Below are 21,683 nucleotides of genomic sequence, written 5' to 3'. Positions count from 1 at the left end.
TCGTTTGTACACCAGTTGGCGAAATTGCCGGCCACATTTTACAAGCGGCCGCCGCGGCCCCCGACCGCGCACTGTTGACTGACGCCGGCAGCACCAAGGCTGCAATTGTTTCCAAAATAGAAGCTGCGTTGCCGGCCGGCAAACATTTTGTGGGCAGCCATCCACTGGCTGGCAGCGAGAAAAAAGGAGTTCAATTCGCCCAGGCCGATTTATTTGAAAATCGTGTGGTCGTCATCACACCCACAACTCGCACTTCGCCGGCCGACCTCCAAGCAGTTACCGACTTATGGTCGTCACTGGGAGCCAACCTACTGACCATGTCTCCGGAAGTTCACGATCAAATACTCGCTGGCACCAGCCATGTGCCGCATGTGATTGCTTCGGCGTTGGCCGGAACCACGCCGCAGGCCGATTTGCCTCTTACCGCCGGCGGCTGGCGCGATGTAACTCGCATTGCGGCGGGCGATCCGGCACTGTGGGCCCAAATTCTGCTGGAAAATCGGGTTAACGTCTTGAAGTCGCTGGCCGGGTTTGAGACAAAGGTGGCTGCGTTTCGTTCGGCGATTGAGCGCGGAGACACCGCCAGCCTCCGTGCTTTGCTCACGGAAGGAAAACAAGTTCGCGATGCTCTGGGAGATTGATATCTATCCGGCGCCGGGCCAGTCCGATCGGTTGGCTTTGGAAGTGGCTGCCGATGCCGCAGAGCTGGGAATCGCCTCTGGATTACACGTTGTGGCCGCGGCCGGCTATTTGCTGCAAGGCAGGCTGGAGCGCCCTCAAGTAGAACGGCTTGCTCGAGAATTGTTTGCCGACCGCGTAGTGGAGCAGGCCGTGGTTTCGCTGGTGGGCGAAGATCCCCCAGTTCCTCCAGCCGACTTGGCTGGCTTTTTGAAGAACTTTCCGCTTGGAGCAGGGCAGGGGAGTGTGGGGCCGAATTTAACCGCCCCACCTCAATTAGTTCACGTGCTTTCCAAGCCCGGCGTAATGGACCCTGTGGCGCAAAGTGCCCAAGCGGCAATTGCCGATTTCGGCCTCTCGGTGGAAGCGGTTCGCACGCTGCGAAAATTCTGGTTGGCGAATTTGCCTGCGGAAAAACTGCCGTTGCTGGCGGCAAAAGTGTTGGCCAACGACGCCATTGAGCAAGTTGTGATCGGCTCGTTGAAATTCGATCGTTTGGAATTGGGCTCCGACTATGCGTTCCTGCTGGTCACCGTGCCGCTGCGCGATATGGATGATGCCGCCCTGAGAAAACTCAGCCGCATTGGGCAACTGTTCTTATCGCTGGACGAAATGCAAACCATCCAGGCGCACTTTCGCCAGTTGGGGCGCGATCCCACGGACGCCGAATTGGAAACATTGGCCCAAACCTGGAGCGAGCATTGCAGCCACAAAACGCTGGCCGGCCGCATAGCTTACACGGGTCCGTTCCATGGCCCGAGCGCTTCCGTTGGTTGCACAAATTATGCTTCCACCACGGCTGCCTCGACGAACATCCAGCCGCAATCGCACCATTTTGAAAACATGCTGAAGGAAACCATTTTTGCCGCCACGCAGAAAATTCGCGCGGCCAAAAAAGAAAGCGGCCAAGACGATTGGTGCGTAAGCGTGTTTCAAGACAATGCCGGCGTGGTGAAATTTGATGACCAGTACCACGTCGTTTTCAAGGTTGAAACACACAATCATCCTTCCGCTTTGGAACCGTACGGTGGTGCAAATACAGGGCTCGGCGGCGTGATCCGCGATTCCTTAGGCACCGGGCTGGGGGCCAAGCCCGTGGCCAGCACCGATGTGTTTTGCTTCGCGCCCCCCGATACGCCGGCTGATACGCTACCGCCGGGCGTGTTGCACCCTCGCCGTGTCATGAAAGGCGTTGTTGCCGGCGTGCGAGATTACGGCAACCGCATGGGCATTCCTACCGTCAACGGCGCGATTTATTTCGATTCTCGCTATTTGGGCAACCCGCTGGTCTTTTGCGGCAACGTTGGTCTGCTGCCGGTCGATAAATCGCACAAGCAGCCGCAATCGGGCGACTTGATTGTCGCCATCGGTGGCCGCACCGGGCGTGATGGCATTCACGGGGCGACTTTTAGCTCTGCCGAATTGACCAGCGATAGCGAAACCCTTTCCGGAGGAGCGGTTCAAATTGGCAACGCCATTACCGAAAAAATGCTGCTCGACGTGGTGCTGCAAGCCCGCGATCGCGGCTTGTACACGGCCATTACCGATTGCGGCGCGGGCGGATTTTCCAGCGCCGTCGGCGAAATGGGGGCCGAATTGGGCGCCTACGTCTGGCTGGACCGAGTTCCGCTGAAATACACGGGCCTGTCGTATACCGAAATTTGGATTTCCGAAGCCCAAGAGCGAATGGTTCTGTCGGTGCCGCCGGCGAACTGGCCAGAATTGAAGGCATTATGCGAATTGGAGAATGTAGGAGCCACTGCCATTGGCGAATTTCGTCCCACAGGCTTGTTGCAACTGTTCTACAACGACCAGCAGGTCGCCGAGCTGTCGATGCAATTCTTGCACGACGGACGGCCGCCCGTCGTGCGCACCGCCGTGTACACTCCGTCAGCGGAAAAGCCGTTGGAATCGTTGTCGTCGAATTCCAATGTTGAAGCCGGCTTGAATTCTATCGATCACAACAACACGCTGCTCAAAATTCTCAGCTCGCTCAACGTGTGCAGCAAGGAATGGGTGATCCGCCAGTACGATCACGAAGTGCTCGGAGGCAGCGTAATTAAGCCGCTGGTTGGCATTCGCAACGACGGCCCCAGCGACGCCGCCGTCCTGCGGCCGGTGCTAAACTCGCACCGCGGCATTGTTATTTCCTGCGGCATGAATCCGCGCTATGCCGATTTCGATGCTTACCACACGGCTGCCAGCGCCATCGACGAGGCCGTACGCAATTGCATCGCCGTGGGCGCCGACCCCCAGCGCATTGCCATTCTCGATAATTTCTGCTGGGGCGATTGCGAACAGCCCGAAACTTTGGGCTCGCTGGTTCGCGCGGCGTGTGCCTGTCACGATGTAGCCGTCGCCCTGGGCACGCCGTTTATCAGCGGCAAAGACAGCCTCAACAATGAATTCCGATTTACCGATGCCACTGGCGAAAAGCGCGGCCTGGCCATTCCACCGTCGCTGCTCATTAGCGCCCTGGGGCAGGTCGACGATGTCCGCCGCTGTGTGACGATGGATGTCAAACGGGCCGGCAACATCCTGTATCAAGTCGGCGCCACGAAAAACGAACTTGGCGGCTCACATTTTGCTCTGGTCAATGGCTTGAGCGGCGGACACGTGCCGCAAGTTGATGTCGCCCGGGCAAAGGCCACCTTCGCCGCCTTGCACGCCGCCATTCATGCCGGCTGCGTGCACTCCTGCCACGATTTAAGCGAAGGCGGTTTGGCCGCTGCTGCCGCGGAAATGGCCTTCGCCGGTGGCTTGGGCGCGCGTTTGTATTTACTGGAAGTGCCGCACGAAGTGCAATCGGCAGAGGCGGCGGAAGTTTCCGGCGGCTTGGCCACGGTGCTGTTATTTGCCGAATCGAACAGCCGGTTTCTGGTAGAGGTTTCTCCGGAATATGTTGGGCACTTTGAAGCCTTGATGGGAAACGTTCCCCACGCCGCCATCGGCGAAGTAACCGCTGCGCCGCAATTGCGAATTGTCGATGTCGATCCCGCAACGGATCGGCACGTCGTGGAACTGGAGGTCGCAGCGCTTAAGTCAGCCTGGCAAAAACCGCTGATGTGGTAAAGCAATGCCGGCGACCAATCGTCGGTTTGGATGTCTGAAATGCAACCGAAAATTTTGATCCTGCGAGCCCCGGGCACTAATTGCGATGGCGAAACCGCTTACGCCTTCCAGCGTGCCGGCGGACAAGCGGAAATTCAGCATGTGCGCCGGGCGCTGGAAAATCCGCGGCTGCTCAACGAGTATCAAGTGCTGTGCATTCCCGGCGGCTTCAGCTATGGCGACGATCTGTCCTCCGGCCGCATCTTCGGCGTGCAATTGCAGCATCACCTAGCCGATGCGCTGCAGCAATTTAAGGCGGCGGGAAAATTAATTCTGGGAGTTTGCAACGGCTTTCAAATACTGTCCAAATGCGGCTTGTTGGCCTCGGATGATCCGGCTCATGGTCCGGCCGTCACGCTTGCCTGGAACGCATCCAGAAAGTTTGAAGACCGCTGGGTAAACCTGGCCGCCGATAAAAGCAAGTGCGTTTTTCTAGCCGGCATTTCCCAAATGTACCTGCCGGTAGCACATGGCGAGGGGCGGTTTTTCGCCCGCAATGAAACCGTGCTGGCCGAACTAATCCGGCGTGGGCAATTACCGCTGAGATACGCGCCCCAACCAAGCTCAACGCAAAACGATTCTGGCCCAGCAATCACCGATCAGCCGGTAGCGTATCCCGATAATCCCAATGGAGCGCAAGCAAACGTGGCCGGCATGTGTGATGAAACGGGCCACGTCTTGGGGTTAATGCCGCATCCGGAGCGGCACATTGATTTCACGCAGCATCCTCGTTGGACACGGGGCGAGGCAGCCGAAGTGGGCGATGGCTTAAGGCTGTTTCAAAACGCCGTCCAATTCTTCCGTTGAAACCGCTTCGCCCGATTCCGCCGGATAACCGGTGGTTACCGAACCGGGAACCGCAGTTTCCGCCGGCGGGGCGTTTCCAGGGAGAACGGTCACGGCCTGGTCGGCTGGCCCAGGCATGGGAGCCATCGTAGAAACTGTTGCGCCAGGAATCATGGCCCCCTGCTGGCAACTGCAACCAGGCGCTGCCGAAGCTGCGACCGCAGGGCACGGATTACCGCACGGCGGCGAGGTCACAACCGGCTGTGAATCGGCAAACCAATTTTGCAGCTTCCACACCTCGACCCGTCGCAGGGTCTCCGTGCAATCGGCACAACCCAGTGCCGGCAAAATCGATAGGACCGCCAAGATTGTCAACTTGCGCATATTCATCGCTCCTGACCGCGTTGCAATATTACCCCACGTTGCGGTCAGGCAACCCTAGCTTGCCGTGTGGCGATGTGCAAACGCCACAAGCGGAGAATTTTCGCGATATTTTTCGCGGGCAACAACGTACTAGCCCTTGCGATGCCGAATACGAGAGCGCATGCGGCGTTTTTTGCGACCTAGTTTGCGGCGGCCTTTACCTGTCTTCTTGACACCCACAGCAATCTCCGTGTGATGAAAGTTGGCGGAATCGAATGTTCGCGGCGTCGGCCGGCTGCTTGCTGGCTGGTGAGTTCTCGCCGCCTAATTGGCCGCTGATTCTAACACGAGATGCTGGCGCGACAAGAGCCGAATCGGCAAGTCGGGCTTCCCAACGACTGTTCGCGCAGCGATCGAGCAAAAAGATCAACCTGCCATCAACGCTTCTTCCAATCGACATTCGACAACGACGCCAGCGCCAACATCAGCGAATGCGTGCCGTCGCGGCCATGTCCTTGGGCTTTCAGCGCCACATACAACTGATGCGCCAGCGCTAGCCCGGGCATCGACAAGCCCATGCGTTTGGACTCTTCCAAAGCAATTCCCATGTCTTTGATGAAATGCTCGACAAAAAATCCTGGGTCGAAATTATTGGCCATGATCCGCGGCCCGTAATTGGAAAGCGACCAGCTTCCCGCCGCCCCGGAAGAAACCGATTGCATCACGCTTTCCAAATTCAAGCCGGCCTTGTAACCGTACAACAGCGCCTCGCACACCCCGATCATGCCCGTGGCAATCAGAATTTGATTGACCATTTTTGTGTGCTGCCCGGCGCCGGGCGGTCCCTGATACACAATGGTTTTGCCCATCGCTTCCCAACAGGGCTGCAAGGCTTCTACCACGTTGCGCTCGCCGCCAATCATCATCGACAACCGCGCCTCACGTGCGCCCACGTCGCCGCCGGAAACGGGCGCGTCGACGGCGTGTACTCCTTTGGCTTTTGCCTTTTCTGCAATTTCCACGGCCAGCGATGGTTCGCTTGTGGTCATGTCGGCCAGCACGGTGCCCGGTTTGCTCCCAGCCAGCGCTCCCTGCGGACCGAGCATAATTTCGCGGACATCGGCTGGAAACCCAACAATGCTGAACACCACGTCGGCTTGCGCAGCCACAGCTTGCGGCGAATCGGCCCATTGGGCCCCCTTGCCCAAGAGCGCTTCAGCTTTGGATTTGGTGCGGCTGAAGATCGTCATGGCGAAACCCCGGTCGATCAAATGGCCGCACATGCTGCGGCCCATCACGCCGGCGCCGATCCATCCCAAGCGCGTTTTTCCCGGAGCAACAGTATCCATAAATCCTCGTATTGCCAATGGATGATGCGCGATGTGTTTTCTGTTCCCGATCGCCTGCTGCTGCCTCGGCCTCGGCCTTAGTCTTCCCACCGTTCCGGCCGCTGGAAGATTTCGGTCAGAATGACGGCATCGCGAAGGCCCTTGCGGCCAGCCAACAGCAGTGCAATATCGCCGGCCAGTTTGCGATCGTTCAATTGCCGTGCCACCGGCGCAATGGCTGCCGCTGCGTTTGGAGACATGCCACCAGTAGCCGATGAAGCTCCGGTCACGCTAGCCCTGCTGCCAGGGGATAGATTGTTATCTTTTAAGCTCCCCACATCGTGCTGAAACACCCGCTGCATGTGGGCGCGAAAATCGTCGTCGGCCGCTTTCACGCGGCTGAGTTGCACAGTCCGCCTCGCAAATACGGAATCATCTAATGTTTCTGCAACATGCTGGGCAACCGATTCCCGAGGGGTTGCCGGCGGTGTTGGCGTCGGAGCGCGCGCCACTTCTACCCTCGGGGATCTAGCGGGACGCGAAGAGGAAGGTTTTTCCTCCCGCCGCGAACTACCTCCCGGCTGTTGTGCTGCCGGTGCCCGACGAGAGGGACGCTGCCTTTGCACATTGCCTGGGCGACCGCTGGAAGGCTCCATGGTTCCTGGAGCTTGACCAGTGGCGGGCACTTGGCCAGCGGCTGGCATTGCCTTGGCAGGCTTGGCAGCGGCGCGCCCTTCGCGCGCGGCCTGCGCTTGCCGCAAAAATTGATCGATTTCCGATTGCAGCGGATCACCGGCCCCTTGGGGAGGCTGTTGCTGCGGAAGCGGCTTCGGCGGTGCAGCCCCGCGTTGCGGCGGCTTCTGGGGAACCTGTCCGGCAAAGCGGCCAATCACCCACACCAACAGGGCGATAATGAACGGCATGAGGGTTAAAAAGTCGTTCCACCCGAAAGCCAACAAATACATGGACATGGTCACTTATAATTCGATGTTCAGGCTGATTCGCAGTTCCGTTTCCCTGCCCTGCCCCTTCGATCCTTGCCCGCGGCGCTTCAATTAGGTCGGCGTCGTCGTTACACCCACGCCGGAAATGCTGCGCCGCATCTCGGTATCGGCCTGAATGTTCCGCAGCTTGTAGTAATCCAATATTCCCAAGGCCCCGTTTTGGAACGCCGCGGCAATGGCTTTGGGCACTTCTGCTTCAGCCGCCACCAGGCCTGCCCGGGCGCCTTCAATCGAGGCAATGTTCTCTTGTTCCAAGGCCACGGCCATTGCTCGACGTTCTTCGGCTTTGGCGCGGGCGATGCGCATGTCGGCCTCGGCCCGGTCGGCTTGCAGACGAGCGCCAATATTCTCACCCACATCTATGTCGGCAATATCGATGGACACAATTTCAAACGCGGTTTGCGAATCGAGCCGCCGCGCCAGTACGGCCTTGGAAATGCGATCCGGATTTTCCAACACGTCCATGTGAGTTTCCGACGAGCCGATGGCGCTCACAATGCCTTCGCCCACCCGGGCAATAATGGTCTCCTCCGTCGCCCCGCCGATCACCTGATTCAAATTCGTGCGCACCGTCACGCGGGCTTTTACCCGGCATTGAATGCCATTTTTGGCCACGGCATCGAGCGTTTCTTTGCCGGAGCCCCGAGCCGGGCAATCGATGACCTTGGGATAGACACTGGTTTTTACCGATTCCAAAACGTCGCGGCCGGCCAAATCGATGGCGGTGGCCAATTTGTAGCCAAGCTTGATGGTTTTGGCTTTATTGGCGGCAATTATGGCTCGAATTACCAGCGGCACTCGCCCGCCGGCTAAATAATGCGCCTCTAGCGCCTTGCTGGTGATGCCAGTTTCTTCCCCCAAACCGGCCTGCACGGCCATAATTTTGCTGCGCACAATTACCGCTGGGTTCACTTTGCGAAACGTCATGCCCAACAAATCGAAAATGCCAATGCTTGCCCCCGTGGTGACGGACTGAATCCAGAGGCGAAAATACCGGGCAAACACTACCAGCGCCACGAGCGCCACGACAATGCCCACCAAAATAATAGCGATTGTCACCACTTGACCAACTTCGGCATCGGCAATGAGCATGGGCATGAAAATCTCAACTTGGAAATTGCAGCGCGGGTTCAGTCGTGTAGGTTGCTGGCCTCTTCCGGCATAGCACAATTTAGGCCATCGCCAACCAACTGCGCAGTGTTGCCAACCTGTGGGGTCGTGTCAAGCCGCAGGGCATTCCCAGCAATGAATTGCCGCGAAAACCAGGGCCTTTATTGTAATGGATCGAACGGATCGAGTCCCAACGTATCGATGGGGCGCGACAAAATATCGTCAGCCTGCTCCGCGTCTTTTCCCCTAACATCCCCGGCCGACGCGGGATCGATGGGCCGAACCACGACCATCGTGCCGCGGACTTCAATGACCCGTACCGCCTGGCCCGGTTCAATCGGCTGTCCCTCGCTCATGGCGTCAATGGTTTGGCCGTCGACGGTCACCGCGCCGCTAGGCAACATTTTCGATTTCGCTTCTCCCACCCGACCCACGAGTTGCCGCAAGCGGCGGCGATCGTCGCTGTCGGGCAACACTTCCTCGGCCGTGGGAATGCTTGGGAGCAACCGTCTGCCTACCGGGGTGCGGGGCAAAAGTCGAAACGCCGCCGCCAACACTGCCGGCACCGCAATGCAGGCCACGGACAAAAACATAATTCCCACGGTTGGCCCACTTTGCAAAAACGCCATCACAATGGCGGCAATGATGGAAACGAACGAAAGAAACCCAATTACGCCCCCCGACGGGACGAAAATCTCTGCCATCGTTAATGACAGTCCCACCATTAGCAGCAGAGCGGACCAAAAAACTGGAGACATCTTTTGAAGTGCGAGGCGAGGATCAAAGGAGAAAAGGAGCGAACAATCGACACGCCGGAAATTTTACGCGGAATTGCGAAAGAGGGGAACTCGGGGCCCGGCGGCCACATTGATCCCCCGCATAGTTTATGCCCGCACCGAGCGTACCACCACCCGGCTTCCGATCACGTCGACGACGGTAACCGGCATGCCACGGTCGATGGCTTCCCCATCGGCAATGACGTCGACCAACTGATCGCCAATGCGGGCTTTGCCTGACAGAATTAACCGGGTGGTTGCCACCCCCTGTTGCCCCAGCAAGTGGCGGAAATCGGCGAGAGCTTCCCGCTGTGAAATAATTTCCATTTCTTCATTGGAGGGAGGCTGCAGCATCATCCGATTAAACACCGGCGCATGCGGCAGGAACCGGCGAATAACCACCGCCGCGACTAAGCTTCCCGAGATGGCCCCGCCGAGCACCAAGAGCGAATTGCGAAGCTTATCCCATTGATATTCATTGCCGGGAATCACAAACGTTTGGCTGGCCAGCACCAACGAGGCAATAATCATCAGCCCGCCGCCAAAGCCGAAAATGGCGAGACCCGGCAGCACAAAAATTTCCAGCGCCACGCACAATATGCCTGCGAAAAACAGAATCAATTGCAACGCCACCGGATTGCCTTGCAGATGCTGCGCCCAAAAGTATAACAGCGCGGAAAGCAAGGCAATAAACCCGCCAATTCCCACGCCCGGCGCGTGCACTTCCAAATACACGCCGACGAAAATCATGATCAGCAAAAACATGCGCGCCCCTTCGGACGTTAGCGCGTCGATTAAAAAATCGGCCCAGCCGGGCTCGACCATTGCCGGATTGCGCTCCAGGCCGTAGGCCTGCTTGAATTGCTCGAAGTTATCGACCACTTTCCAAGCCAACCCCAACTGTTCCGCCTTAGGCCCGGTAAGCTGCAATGGGCCGCGAGTCCCCGTGACCAATTCCCCTTGCTTCCATGCGGCGGGATCGCGCTGCTGCTTTAATTCTTCCTCGCAGAAATAGCCGGACATATTCGTGCTGGGATTGGTGTAGCGATACACCTTCAATTCCGGATCGATCATCGCCGCCGGCAGCGACCAGGAGCGCGATTTATCTTTACTCAGCGCTTCGCGCAGCACGCTCACGGCCAGCGGCCTGGCATCGGCCTTCAGCACGTCGGCTCCTTCGCCGCCGAGCTTCGCATTCGGACCCATCACAAGTTGATCACAGGCCAGCGCAATCAGTGCGGCATCGCCGCGCGCCCGGTGCGGAACGTAGGCCACGGTGCGAACCTTGCTGGAATCGAGCCCGGCAAGATAACTCACCAAGCGCAAAGCGTCGTCGTACGATCCGCCGTCGCTCTCGATATACAGCACAACCAGGTTCACATCGTTGACGCGAATTTGGTCTTGCATCAGTTTCTGCACGCGGCTGACCGTGGTTGCGGTAATGGGGCGCTTCAAATCGACCTGCACTGGCCGCCAACCGCCGACCAGGCCGGGATTGTCTTGCAGCGAATCGATTGGAATTTTCAAAGCCCGGGCAACATCGGTCCGGTCGTCGGCTAAATAACTGACGAATCCCAAATCTTGCCGAGCCTGCCGACCATCGACCAACAGCGGCCGGGGCTGCAGTTCTTCCACATTTTGCACCACCCGATGCTTTTTGAGCTCGTCCAGCCCGTCTTCCAAGACATACTCAGTGCCAACTTCCGTCGAAACTTTTAGCACTTTGAGATTTTTGTCGAGCATGCCGAGTGCAATGGCGGCAGGAATGGTGCCCCGGGCGTCGGCAATTTCTTTGTAGCCGCTATGAATCGTGGGGCCGATGACCGATTCGTCGATGCCGGCTTCGCCAATTTCGGCATTGGGCGCCATGATGATTTCTTCGCAGGCCATTGCCACCAGCACTGCGTGCCCCTTCACCGTTTTGGGAATATAGGCGACGGTTTTTACGCCGCGGGCCAAATCACGCAAATCGCGCGAGAGGAACTTTGCCAGTGACAAGGAACGGAAGAAATCGCTCCCCGCACCGCCCTCGGTTTGCCCTGGCCACAACTCCACGACCAATATCGGCCGCGGTCCGCCCGGCTTCAGGTTACCGAGCAACTGCGTGATGCCGCGGCGAACTTGGGTATCGACATCGTCGGTAATAGGCAAATCTACCCGCACCAAAAAGCCTTGCCCGCGACGCGCTGAGTCGGCTGGTTTTTCGCTGTCTGGGCGATCGGCAGGGGCATTCTCACTGGGTTGTTTGTTTTCGGCCGGTTTTTGAGCGGCAGCCGAATCTCCAGTTTTATCGGCGGTAGCCGCCGGAGCGGGTTCATCATCGGCTGCACAGGCCGAAAACGGATTGGACGAAGTAAAGCAAACCACGGCTAACATCGCGCACTGCCAGACCAGGCAATGCGAAATGAACCAATGGGAAATCCGCCGCACGCCATTCCGTCCTGACGCGCCACAGGCGTGTTTTGCCAGTGTCATATCGGGCCAGAGCCAATCCATGTGAAAATGCGCAAGCTCTTGCGCAGACAACAATTACACGCCCGATTATAGACCCCGGTGAGGGAGAGTCAAATTTCGGATTGCTGCGGCGTGCCGGAAGCCGCCCGCTTAAAACGACTTCGGATCGAAACCAATTGACCCGCCTGATTCAATCGGCACAATGGCGATCATCACAGGGTTGTTTGAAGGGAGGTGGTCGTGTCCACATTCGCTGTCATTCTTGCCGCCGCCGGAAAGAGCACTCGGTTCCGGGACAAAAATTACAAAAAGCCATTTGCGCCGCTGGAGGGCCGCGCCGTGTGGCTGCACTCGGCAGAAAAGTTTTTGAACCGATCCGATGTGCCGCAGTTGATTTTGGTGATTTCGCCGGAAGACCGCGAATATTTTCAATCCAAGTTCGCCGCCAATGCCGCCATTTTGGGAATTAACGTGGTCGATGGCGGGGCGGAACGGGCCGATTCGATTCAAAAAGCACTGGAGAAAGTGAAACCGGAAATCGAGTTCATCGCTGTTCACGATGCAGCCCGGCCGTGCATTGCCAACGAATGGATTGACGAAATTTTTGCCGCCGCGGCCAAAAGCGGCGCCGCCATTCCCGCCATTCCTGTCGGCAATACCCTCAAGCGCGTATCGGGCGGCGTGATTGTAGAAACCGTTTCCCGCGACGGCCTGTGGGAAGCACAAACGCCGCAGGTATTTCGCCGCGATATTTTGTTAAAGGCCTACGCCCAGCGTGGCGGGTTTGTCGCCACCGACGATGCCCAACTCGTCGAGCGGCTGGGCCAAAAAGTGAACATTGTGCCGGGTTCGGCCCTCAATCTAAAAATCACCGCCCGGGCAGATTTGCGGCTAGCCGAGTTGGCAATCAAGGCGCTCCCCAAGCCAAAACTGCTGGGCCCGACCAACCCCATGGACGACATGTGGAGATAAGCCTGCGCATGGTACAAAACATCATTTCAGAGTTGGAGTGGCGCGGGCTCATTCATCAAACCACCGAGCCTGCGCCGCAAATGGCCGCCTGGCTAAATGAAAAACCTCGCACGGTATATGCCGGGTTTGATCCCACGGCCGACAGCTTGCACGTGGGCCATTTAATGGCGCTGTTGCTGTTGCGCCGCTTTCAGCGGGCGGGGCACACGCCCATTGCCTTAATCGGCGGAGCCACGGGCATGATTGGCGATCCCAGCGGCAAAAGCGAAGAGCGTAATTTGTTATCGGCGGAAACCCTGCAAAAAAACATTGCGGGAATGCTGCCGCAGTTGAAGCAGTTTCTCGATTTTGACTCAGCCGACAACCGCGCGCAACTGGTCAACAACATTGATTGGATTGGTCCCTTCACGTATCTCGATTTTCTGCGCGATGTTGGCAAGCACTTTCCCGTCAACGTCATGCTGGCGAAAGATTCTGTGAAGGGCCGCTTGGAGCGTGAAAGTGGCATCAGCTACACCGAATTCAGCTACATGCTGGTTATGGCGTACGATTTTGTCCATTTGCATAAGCAGTTTCACTGCGAGCTGCAAATCGGCGGCAGCGATCAGTGGGGCAACGTCACCGCCGGCATTGATTTGGCCCGCCGCATGTCCGGCGCGCAGCTTTACGGCCTCACCAATCCGCTGCTGCTAAAAAGCGATGGCAACAAAATGGGCAAAACCGAAAGCGGCGCGCTGTGGCTTTCGGCAGAGCGAACCAGTCCCTATCAGTTTTACCAGTATTGGATCAATGTGGACGATGCCGATGCCGGCAAGTGCCTGCGGTTTCTGACTGAATTGCCGCAAAACGAAGTGGAAGCCCTCGATGCGGCCCGCGCCGCCGATCCCGGCAAACGGGAAAGCCAGCGCCGCCTGGCGAAAGAATTGACGCAGTTGGTTCACGGCGAAACGGGACTCGCCACCGCCCGCCGCGCCACGGAAATTTTCTTCGGCGCCGAAATCAGCCAGTTGAGCGACAAGCAGCTGGCCGAAATTTTTGCCGACGTGCCCAGCCGCGAACTTCCGCGCAGCCGACTGGCCGGCGAAGGCCTGCCGCTAATCGATGCCTTGGTCGAAAGTGGACTGGCAAAAAGCAAAGGCGATGCCCGCCGCACGATCCAACAAGGCGGGGCTTATGTCAACAATCGCCGCGTGGGGGAATTGGAAGCCAAGCTCACGACGGCGGATTTAGCCAGCGAAACTGTGCTGGTGCTCCGCAGCGGAAAAAAATCGTACGCGCTGCTGCGGTTTGTTTGAGGGTAGCAAGCGGTAGGCAGTAAAGATTGCGGAAATTGCATTGATAAGCGTCTGTGACTTAAGCGACGCTCTACCGTCCCCATTCGCAAACAAAGCCCGCCTGGCCGGGATAATTTTTCATCGCTTGCCATTTTCCGCCGGGCATCGTATGCAAATACGGCTGCTCGATATTCGGCTGCGCCCAGTTTTCATACCCAAACGGTTCACCGCTAAGCCACTTCCATTGGCCTTTTTCGCGGTAACCGCCCAACCACGCAGTCTTGCGCTTGCACAAGCTGGCCACAAACTTTTCTTCATCCTCGCTGCCAATGCAGGCCAGATAACCGCCCATGTAATCGGCCAGTTGCTTGGCTTCCGACCACGTCATGGCCTTGTGCGGAATGAATTTGTAGTAATGCTCGCCGAATGCCACGGCATCGGGCGGATGCCGCAATTTCGGCAGGGGACCGGGGTGCAATTCCTCCTTGCTTAGGGGTTGTTGCAGCGCGGTCCGATATTCGTCAGGCGAAACAAACGAATCCGACAGCCGGGCCCCGGCCAGCGTGCGGCCGGTGCCATCGATCCGCGAATCCAACATGGCCTGCTGCCAGCATTTGGTGGTCAGCGCCTTCTGGCCGTGAATTTCGTAATAGTCGCCCAGGAAAAAAAAGAACGCTCCCTTTTGTCCCGGCTCGGCGCTGGCTCCACGGCGTGCGGCTTCGTCGTAATCAATTTTCCCCTCGCCGCCGGCCGCCAAATCGTCGACCATTAATTCCGCCAAAGAAATGATTTCCACCGCCGGCCGCGTTAGCTCCTCGGGTGGGTGCTGGGGAGATTCCGACAGAATTTTTCGCAAATAGGCATCGCGATCGGCGGAATGGCCCAAGCGATCGGCCAGCAATGCCGCATACATCAGAATGACTTCGTCCTTGGTGCGCCCCACCACCAGGCTGACCCACCGGTTGGCTTCTTCAAACCGGCGGTCCAGCGCCAACGAAACCGAATAATAATACGGCATCAAATCGGATGAATTGGGTTCGTAGTTGGCCATTGATTTTTGCAACAACTGCAAGGCCTCGTCCTGATTGCCGAAGCCCGTCCGGCGGCAAAACCAATACCAATCGAAGATGTCGCTGGAATTTTGCTGGCTGTATGCGGAAAAATCTTCGCTGGCCAGATCCCATTTTTGCAGCGCCTCGGCACAATACGCCTGGGTCTGCAGCGACTCGCTCGATCCTGAATCCACCGCTCGCTGGGCATAAGGCCATGCTTTTTCCCATTGCCGCTGGCGCATGGAGTGCCGGGCAATATTGTTCAAAATTCCCGTATGATTAGATTCTGGCTCGGGAAGTTTTTCCATGCATTCTTCCCACGTGGCCAGCCAATGGTCTTCGTCTCCTTGCTTCAAGTACGTTTCGGCCATCAGCGAATAAATTTCTTCCTCCGGATACTGCTTCAGCGCCGCCTGCCAAATGCGAATGGCCTCATCGTATTTGCCGTCGTCGCGATAAAAGCGCCCCAGCCGGAGCAAAATATCGGGATTGCCGGCATATTGCTGCTCCCAGGCAACCACCCGGGGCGCCGCCAAATCGTGTTGCCGCGCCAGTAAACCCCCCACGGTCACGGGCATGTGGGGAGCATCTTTGAGCAATTGCTCCAGCAGCACGCGATCTCGAAATTCGTCGCTGATATCTTGGTACACTTGCCAATCGTCGCGGAAAGTTTCATCGAACCGATGAAACACATCGGTATCCATTTTTTCATAAACTTTTTCATCCCCGCCGTACCAAGGCAGCCCGTTGAACAGGTGCCGGCCACTCATGGTCAGGCTTTGAAGCTTGACGTTCTGGGCCGCTTGCTGGGCGGCCTTTCGGACAGCATCATCGTTGGAATGCAGTTTCACCAGCGGTCCTAATGGATGATCGGCCACCAACGGCCACATTTGCTCGACCGGATCATCGGCGCCGCCAGCTCGCGAATTCAATGCACGAAATACCTGCACCAGGGCCACGTCTTCGAACAGCGAGGCCAGCGCGCTCCAACTGGGCTCGCCTCGCAGCTTGACATCGGCGTCGGCGGCTCGCAGCGCCGCCATGAGCTTGGCCCGCCGCTTATATTCCTCCGCCCCTTCATCGCTCCCCGGCTTAACTGCCTGGCAAATTTCTTTGATTGGGGCAGGGGCATCGGGCAAATCGTTCAATTCAGAATAGATGTATTGGCCCGAAGTGCTCAGTCCATATTCCGCTCCCATTTGCCGCAGCGCCCAGTTATTGCGGTAGTTGCTTTCGCGCGTCATGGCATCAATGACCCGATAGGCATCCGGAGTTTTCTCCAGCACAGAGTCGACCACGGTGCCCAAAAACGGCGAGACGTACGAGGGTTCGACGGCACAGTAATACAGCCAACTGGCCAGCGGAACATAGCGCTCCTCGACGTTTTCCGTAAGCGCTTTGGCGTCGTATTTACAGTACGCTTCGGCCAAAGCCGCCCAAGTCGGCGGCGTTGCCTCGTTGGGTTTGCCGCCGTCGCTGGCCGCATGCTGATGGGCCGCTTCAAAATCGGCCAGCGCCGTCGATTGCCGGCCCGCCAACGCCCGCACATATCCGCGGCACCATAAGGCCGGCACATCGGGCTGCTTGGCATACAGCCGTTCTGCATACAAGAGTGCTCGGGCCGTCAAATCCTTTGTCGACGTGGTCCAGAAATACTCGGTCAGCATTCCCAAATTGGCGTAAGCCCGAGCCAGGGCCGAAAGCCGCTCCGGCGATTCGGCATCTTCGCGAATTAAGGCGTGCAGCTTCCGCGCCGCGGCAAACTGGCTGGGAATGGTCAACGTGGTCAATAAGTTTTGCACATCGGCGGGCACGGAGGCATCGTCTCGCCAGGCGTGGGCCACCGGCGCCAGGCCGTCGGCTTTCAAGGAGTCGAAAAACTCCGCGTGCATGGCGGCTTCGGCTCGGGTGACTTCCTTTTCCAGCGCATCGTGGTTGGGCTTTTCGATCGTGAATTGCTTACGCCACAACTGTGTGGCTTTGCCTGCCTGCATGCGGTTCAGCGTGACTTCAAATTTCACTTGCGCCGGATTGAAATTGGAAAACAGCTGAAATGTTTCCACATGCTGCGTTGTTTTGGGCGCCGCTTCGCGCAACGGAGCATCGTAAGTGCCGGCCGCAAATTCCTCACGGGCCGTAGCCAAAAACGCCTGATGCATTACCTGGTGATACAGCGGCCCAGGATTGCCAGATCCTTCGCCTCCTTGCAGTGCCACCAGCGGCGGCTGATCGGCCGATTTTGCACCGCCGCTGGTTTCTGCATCGGCGGCGGCCGGTTGCGAATTGTCGCCGGCCTGTTCTGATTCGGCCTTGGCTTTTGCGGCCCCTGGCTTGGCTTTGCCCCCTTTGGGAGCGCTCCAGGCGATGGCAGCAACGCCCATCAACGCCAGAACCATTCCCAAGCGAAGCGACAGCCGACCGTGCATGTTCCAATGCTCCCCGGGCGATTTTGTGCTAAAGCGAACCGATTGCACTACGCATGATGAAAGCAGAATCGTAATTCACAAATTCATTTTACCGCGCGCACAACCGCCGCTGCAATCATGCGTTTCCTGCCCTTTAATACCCCGCCAGCGCGCAAAAAAAGCCCCCGGCGAATTCGCCGGGGGCTAAATAATTACTCTGGAAACTCTCTCTAAAATCCCTACCCTCTACTCCCTGCCCTCTATTAATACATGTCGTCGTAGCCGCCATGGCCGGCTGGGCCCTTCTTGCCCTTTTCTTCCTTCGGCTTCTCGGCAATCAACGCATCGCTGGTGAGCAGCAGCGTGGCTACGCTGGCCGCATTTTGTAGTGCGGTGCGTGTGACCTTGGTGGGGTCGATTACGCCCGCCTTCACCAAATCTTCGTACTCGTTGGACGCCGCGTTGTAACCATGGTTGCCTTTCAGCTCGGACACCTTTTCGCACACCACGGTGCCATCCTGGCCCGCATTGGATGCAATCATCGTGAGCGGAGCACGGCAGGCCCGCACCACAATGTTGTAGCCAATTTCCTCGTCGTGCTTTACGCCTTCCGGCTTGACCGAAGTGCTAGCCCGCAGCAATGCCACGCCGCCGCCGGGCAAAATGCCTTCTTCCACGGCTGCACGTGTGGCGTGCAGGGCGTCTTCCACGCGGGCTTTGCGTTCCTTCATTTCGCTTTCGGTCGCTGCGCCCACGTTGACCTTGGCAACGCCGCCGGCCAACTTCGCCAGCCGCTCTTCCAGTTTTTCCTTGTCGTAATCGCTGGTCGAGGTGGAAATTTCGCGGCGAATCGATTCGATGCGCCCCTTGATTTCCGCACTTTTGCCGGCGCCTTCGATAACGGTGGTGTTGTCCTTATCGACAATCACCTTTTTGGCGCGGCCCAAATCGGCCAGCGTCAGGCTTTCCAGCTTGGTGCCCAAGCTTTCGAACACGGGCGTAGCGCCGGTGAGCACGGCGATGTCTTCCAGCATGGCCTTGCGGCGATCACCGTAGCCGGGCGCCTTGACGGCGCACACCTGGAACGTGCCGCGAAGCCGATTGATGACCAATGTGGCCAGCGCCTCGCCTTCCACTTCTTCGGCCACAATCAACAGTGGCTTGCCGGCATTCACCACTTGCTCCAGCACCGGCACAATTTCCTTCACGTTGGAAATTTTCTTTTCGTACACCAGGATGTAGGCGTCTTCCAGTTCGCACTTCATTTGCTGCGGATTGGTGACGAAGTACGGGGACAAATAGCCGCGGTCGAATTGCATTCCCTCGACCCATTCGGTTTCGGTCTTCAAGCTTTTGCCTTCGTCGACGGTGATTACACCATCTTTGCCCACCCGTTCCATGGCGTCGGCCAAAATGCTGCCGATTTCGCTGTCGTTATTGGCGGCCACCGTGGCGACTTGCGCCATTTCGGTTTTGCCTTTGATTTTGATCGACATTTTTTGCAACTTGTCGAAAATGTCGGCCACGGCTTTTTCAATGCCGCTTTTCAATTGAATGGGATTCACGCCGGAAACAACGGCCTTCAGTCCCTCGTTGAAAATGGCTTCGGCCAGGACGGTGGCGGTGGTGGTGCCATCGCCGGCCACGTCGCTGGTTTTGGAGGCCACTTCGCGCACCATGCGGGCGCCCATGTTTTCGTATACGTCTTCCAGATCAATTTCCTTGGCCACGGTGACGCCGTCTTTGGTGACCGTCGGCGAGCCAAAGCTCTTTTGCAAAATTACGTTCCGGCCTTTAGGGCCAAGCGTTACTTTTACCGCCCGGGCCAGCTTGGAAACGCCGCGCCGCATTGCCTCGCGGGCTTCCTGATCGAAAGCCATCATCTTTGCCATTGTGAATTTACTCCTCGAATAAATTGTTGGTCAGTTTCTTATGAACGATGTTGTGATTTACCACGGAGACACAGGGTCACGGAGAAGACAGGAAACAGATTTATAAGAAAGCCGGAAACCAGGAAGAAGATTAAGGAATTCAACAAATCAATTTCTTTTCCTGCATTCCTGGCCTCCTTATAAAAATGCCTTCTCTGTGTCTCCGTGGTAAAAAGCTTGTCTTACTCAATCACCGCCAAAATGTCTTCTTCGTGCATTAGGAGCAATTCGTTGTCGCCCACTTTGAATTGCTCGCCGGCGTAGCTAGTGAACAACACACGGTCGCCGGGCTTTACTTGCAGCGGCTTGCGTTTGCCGTCGTCGGCCAGTTTTCCCTCGCCAACGCTTACGACGGTTCCGCGGGCAGGCTTATTCTTCGCACTGTCTGGGAGCAAAATGCCGCCCGAGGTGCGTGATTCCGACTCTTCCCGTTCCACTACCACCCGATCGCCTAGCGGCTGCAAACGAGTTTTGCTGCTGCTTTTTGGCTTAGATTTGGTTGCCGTCGCACTCATGCGTTACGTTCTCCACGGTTTGATGTGTTTGATGTGGGTCAGAATTCAGTTTATCCGCCTGCCATTCGGCGCGTAGAACCGGCGGGTGGCCAATACAAAGCAACCGGCGCGCCAGAGATTTCGCTGAGAGAGCAACTTATTGGCTGCCAATGAGTTCGGATTCAGCGCCGGCCGGGATCGAGAAGGCGAAATTGACCGACCCTGTCAATCTGACAGGAGCCCTGCTGCCCGCCGGCCTGTTTTTGAAGCGTGAATTAATGCTTCGGGTCCGGATTCCATGGCCAGTAGTTCCGTCGCCGGCCGCCGAAATGGTATTCCAGGCCGGCGGTAAAGGAGATGTTGTTCATGGTGTCGAGCGTGCCATCGCCGAAGCACAAGTTATCCATCACTTCAAACCGCCACGCCAGCCATTCGTTGAAGTGAAATTTGATCCCGGCGCCAAACGGAAATTCAAACAAGGTCGCCGAGTACCCGCGCGCATTTCCGCCAAACGTATCGAATTGTGAAATGCCGGTGCCCAGCAGCAAAAACGGCCGCCATTTGGAATCGCCCCAAGGATAATACAACAGCGCCATGTCCCATTCCACAATGTCGCCGTTGCCCAAATCGTTCAGGGGATTCCGCTTATCGAATAGCGACATCCACGCAATTCCCAGCCGCGATTCCACACCCCAGTAATAGTCGTAATCTAACCCCAGCCTGCCGCCGGTGAAAAAGCCCGATTCCTGGCCGATCGAATTCTTGATGGCGTCGTCGCCAATCATGGTGCCGGCGAATCCTTCAACATAAAACGGCCGGTTCTGCCAACTTGTTCCCACCAACGGCTCGCCCGGACCAAGTGCCCGAGGATAATGATCGGGCTGAAACATATACGGCGTTTGTGCATCGGTTCCGCTGCCTTGTGGACCATATCCTCCAGGACCATACTGACCCTGACCGTTAGGACCGCAGTTGGCACAACCTTCGGACGTATTATCCGACGAGGGGAACGCAGAGGCGTGGCTGGGCAAACTCTGCAAAATCTCTCCCTGGGATCCGTTCATTTGCGGCGCGCCCGAGGGCTGCGAATAAGATGGCAGCGGCGAGAATTTGGAAGGGGGCATTTGCGGCACGGCATTCACCGGCGGCGCGCTGAAAGGTTGCTGCAAGCCCGGGCCGCTCATCGATGGGTTCGGCGCGGAACGATACGGAGCGGAGCTGTTCGGCGCCATGGGGAAGGCGGGCGGATCGTCACTAGGCCGCATCGGCTGCCAGGCCACCGAAGGATTGCTTCCGGCCGTGGTGCCCGAAGCGGGACGCACAGCACTGGCTTGTCTTGTGCCTGCGGCGCTGGATGCATTTGAACCGTTCGGATTCGATGTTTTCGCGCCGCTTTGATTGGTCCCGTTCGCGGCGTTTTGATTTCCAGGCTTTGCCCCATTTTGATTTGTCGGCTTAGTTCCATTGGAATTTGCCGGCTTTGCGCCGCTTTGATTGCCCTGTTTTTGCGGCGCCGGCTTAGTTTCCATATCGCTGGGTTGTCGCAGCGGATTGGGATGATTTTCTGCATCAGTGTGCGCGTTATCATCGTCCGAAAGCAGAACCGATCGCGGATCAGGTAGCGGCGCGCGCACCTCTTGCGCGCGAATTGTCAGCGGCGTCGCGGCCAAAAGCAGCATTCCTGTCAATAACGCTACGGCGCCTCGGCGCGCAGCACCAGCACAAGGCGCCAGGCCGGCGAGCGTGCGAGTTACAATTCGCGCAAGTGTCACGGAACTTCGCTACGCATTATCTGCGCAGTGTTAGATGAATGACCGCTCTACGAACAAAGTTTGGAAACAAAAGCCGCTGTGATGAGTGAAACCGAAAACCGTCGAAAAGCTTGCGCTGGCCGCCGCTTATGCGCGGCGACCGTCGCCAAAAGCACTGCCGCGAGAACCGCGGC

Annotated in this window: 15 protein-coding genes; 5 read left to right on the top strand and 10 right to left on the bottom strand. The window is 57.6% G+C overall.

What is annotated here, in order from left to right:
* From VFE46_12035 to VFE46_12025, 3 genes are all read left to right on the top strand, one after another.
* Positions 1–641: prephenate dehydrogenase/arogenate dehydrogenase family protein (locus tag VFE46_12035; protein ID HZZ28722.1), on the top strand; the 641-nt coding region annotated here is incomplete at its 5' end.
* Positions 625–3,750 carry a phosphoribosylformylglycinamidine synthase subunit PurL gene (gene purL, locus VFE46_12030; protein HZZ28721.1) on the top strand — a complete coding sequence of 1,042 codons (3,126 nt, stop codon included), beginning with the start codon at positions 625–627 and terminating at the stop codon, positions 3,748–3,750. The genes VFE46_12035 and purL, both read left to right, overlap by 17 nt.
* Positions 3,751–3,789: 39 nt before the next feature.
* Positions 3,790–4,596, top strand: a complete 807-nt coding sequence (locus VFE46_12025) for a phosphoribosylformylglycinamidine synthase subunit PurQ (protein ID HZZ28720.1) — start codon at positions 3,790–3,792, stop codon at positions 4,594–4,596.
* Here the strand turns inward: VFE46_12025 and VFE46_12020 are convergent.
* The 6 genes from VFE46_12020 to VFE46_11995 form a co-directional block, all read right to left on the bottom strand.
* Positions 4,558–4,959 (bottom strand): hypothetical protein, encoded by a 402-nt coding sequence (locus VFE46_12020; GenBank protein HZZ28719.1) that lies wholly within the window; start codon positions 4,957–4,959, stop codon positions 4,558–4,560. The two genes, VFE46_12025 and VFE46_12020, sit on opposite strands and share 39 nt — an antisense overlap.
* 416 nt (positions 4,960–5,375) lie before the next feature.
* Positions 5,376–6,287, bottom strand: a complete 912-nt coding sequence (locus VFE46_12015) for an NAD(P)-dependent oxidoreductase (protein ID HZZ28718.1) — start codon at positions 6,285–6,287, stop codon at positions 5,376–5,378.
* A 77-nt stretch (positions 6,288–6,364) separates the two neighbouring features.
* Entirely contained in the window at positions 6,365–7,237 is an 873-nt protein-coding gene (locus tag VFE46_12010) for a hypothetical protein (protein ID HZZ28717.1), read from the bottom strand.
* Between the two features lie 84 nt (positions 7,238–7,321).
* Positions 7,322–8,362 (bottom strand): flotillin-like protein FloA, encoded by a 1,041-nt coding sequence (floA, locus tag VFE46_12005; protein ID HZZ28716.1) that lies wholly within the window; start codon positions 8,360–8,362, stop codon positions 7,322–7,324.
* A gap of 179 nt (positions 8,363–8,541) precedes the next feature.
* The gene (locus tag VFE46_12000) at positions 8,542–9,084 is read right to left on the bottom strand and encodes an NfeD family protein (GenBank protein HZZ28715.1); all 543 of its coding nucleotides are present in this window, start codon (positions 9,082–9,084) and stop codon (positions 8,542–8,544) included.
* Between the two features lie 180 nt (positions 9,085–9,264).
* Positions 9,265–11,652 (bottom strand): NfeD family protein, encoded by a 2,388-nt coding sequence (locus VFE46_11995; GenBank protein HZZ28714.1) that lies wholly within the window; start codon positions 11,650–11,652, stop codon positions 9,265–9,267.
* 198 nt (positions 11,653–11,850) lie between these two features.
* Here VFE46_11995 and ispD point away from each other — a divergent pair, with 198 nt between their 5' ends.
* Together ispD and tyrS are read left to right on the top strand one after the other, a co-directional pair.
* Positions 11,851–12,582, top strand: coding sequence for a 2-C-methyl-D-erythritol 4-phosphate cytidylyltransferase (gene ispD / locus VFE46_11990; GenBank protein HZZ28713.1), 732 nt, complete (start codon positions 11,851–11,853; stop codon positions 12,580–12,582).
* Between the two features lie 8 nt (positions 12,583–12,590).
* Complete coding sequence (gene tyrS / locus VFE46_11985) at positions 12,591–13,877, top strand: tyrosine--tRNA ligase (GenBank protein ID HZZ28712.1); 1,287 nt, start codon at positions 12,591–12,593, stop codon at positions 13,875–13,877.
* 70 nt (positions 13,878–13,947) lie between these two features.
* Here tyrS and VFE46_11980 read toward each other — a convergent pair whose 3' ends face one another.
* The 4 genes from VFE46_11980 to VFE46_11965 all read right to left on the bottom strand — a co-directional run bounded on the left by VFE46_11980 (position 13,948) and on the right by VFE46_11965 (position 21,510).
* Positions 13,948–17,334, bottom strand: coding sequence for a lectin-like protein (locus VFE46_11980; protein ID HZZ28711.1), 3,387 nt, complete (start codon positions 17,332–17,334; stop codon positions 13,948–13,950).
* 242 nt (positions 17,335–17,576) lie between these two features.
* The gene (gene groL / locus VFE46_11975) at positions 17,577–19,205 is read right to left on the bottom strand and encodes a chaperonin GroEL (protein ID HZZ28710.1); all 1,629 of its coding nucleotides are present in this window, start codon (positions 19,203–19,205) and stop codon (positions 17,577–17,579) included.
* A 221-nt stretch (positions 19,206–19,426) separates the two neighbouring features.
* Complete coding sequence (locus tag VFE46_11970) at positions 19,427–19,759, bottom strand: co-chaperone GroES (GenBank protein HZZ28709.1); 333 nt, start codon at positions 19,757–19,759, stop codon at positions 19,427–19,429.
* 254 nt (positions 19,760–20,013) lie between these two features.
* Positions 20,014–21,510 carry an outer membrane beta-barrel protein gene (locus VFE46_11965; GenBank protein HZZ28708.1) on the bottom strand — a complete coding sequence of 499 codons (1,497 nt, stop codon included), beginning with the start codon at positions 21,508–21,510 and terminating at the stop codon, positions 20,014–20,016.
* Positions 21,511–21,683 lie beyond the last annotated feature (173 nt).

The sequence above is a fragment of the Pirellulales bacterium genome (assembly GCA_035656635.1).
GTDB lineage: Bacteria > Planctomycetota > Planctomycetia > Pirellulales > JADZDJ01 > DATJYL01.
This window is presented reverse-complemented; position numbering and strand designations above follow the sequence as displayed.

What these genes read in the sequence shown, in the direction of transcription:
- VFE46_12020 (HZZ28719.1), bottom strand. Translation starts at nt 4,959, where the DNA reads ATGCGCAAGTTGACAATCTTGGCGGTCCTATCGATTTTGCCGGCACTG.
- tyrS (HZZ28712.1), top strand. Translation starts at nt 12,591, where the DNA reads ATGGTACAAAACATCATTTCAGAGTTGGAGTGGCGCGGGCTCATTCAT.
- VFE46_11970 (HZZ28709.1), bottom strand. Translation starts at nt 19,759, where the DNA reads ATGAGTGCGACGGCAACCAAATCTAAGCCAAAAAGCAGCAGCAAAACT.
- purL (HZZ28721.1), top strand. Translation starts at nt 625, where the DNA reads ATGCTCTGGGAGATTGATATCTATCCGGCGCCGGGCCAGTCCGATCGG.
- floA (HZZ28716.1), bottom strand. Translation starts at nt 8,362, where the DNA reads ATGCTCATTGCCGATGCCGAAGTTGGTCAAGTGGTGACAATCGCTATT.
- VFE46_12010 (HZZ28717.1), bottom strand. Translation starts at nt 7,237, where the DNA reads ATGTCCATGTATTTGTTGGCTTTCGGGTGGAACGACTTTTTAACCCTC.
- VFE46_11995 (HZZ28714.1), bottom strand. Translation starts at nt 11,652, where the DNA reads ATGGATTGGCTCTGGCCCGATATGACACTGGCAAAACACGCCTGTGGC.
- groL (HZZ28710.1), bottom strand. Translation starts at nt 19,205, where the DNA reads ATGGCAAAGATGATGGCTTTCGATCAGGAAGCCCGCGAGGCAATGCGG.
- VFE46_12015 (HZZ28718.1), bottom strand. Translation starts at nt 6,287, where the DNA reads ATGGATACTGTTGCTCCGGGAAAAACGCGCTTGGGATGGATCGGCGCC.
- VFE46_12025 (HZZ28720.1), top strand. Translation starts at nt 3,790, where the DNA reads ATGCAACCGAAAATTTTGATCCTGCGAGCCCCGGGCACTAATTGCGAT.
- VFE46_11980 (HZZ28711.1), bottom strand. Translation starts at nt 17,334, where the DNA reads ATGCACGGTCGGCTGTCGCTTCGCTTGGGAATGGTTCTGGCGTTGATG.
- VFE46_12000 (HZZ28715.1), bottom strand. Translation starts at nt 9,084, where the DNA reads ATGGCAGAGATTTTCGTCCCGTCGGGGGGCGTAATTGGGTTTCTTTCG.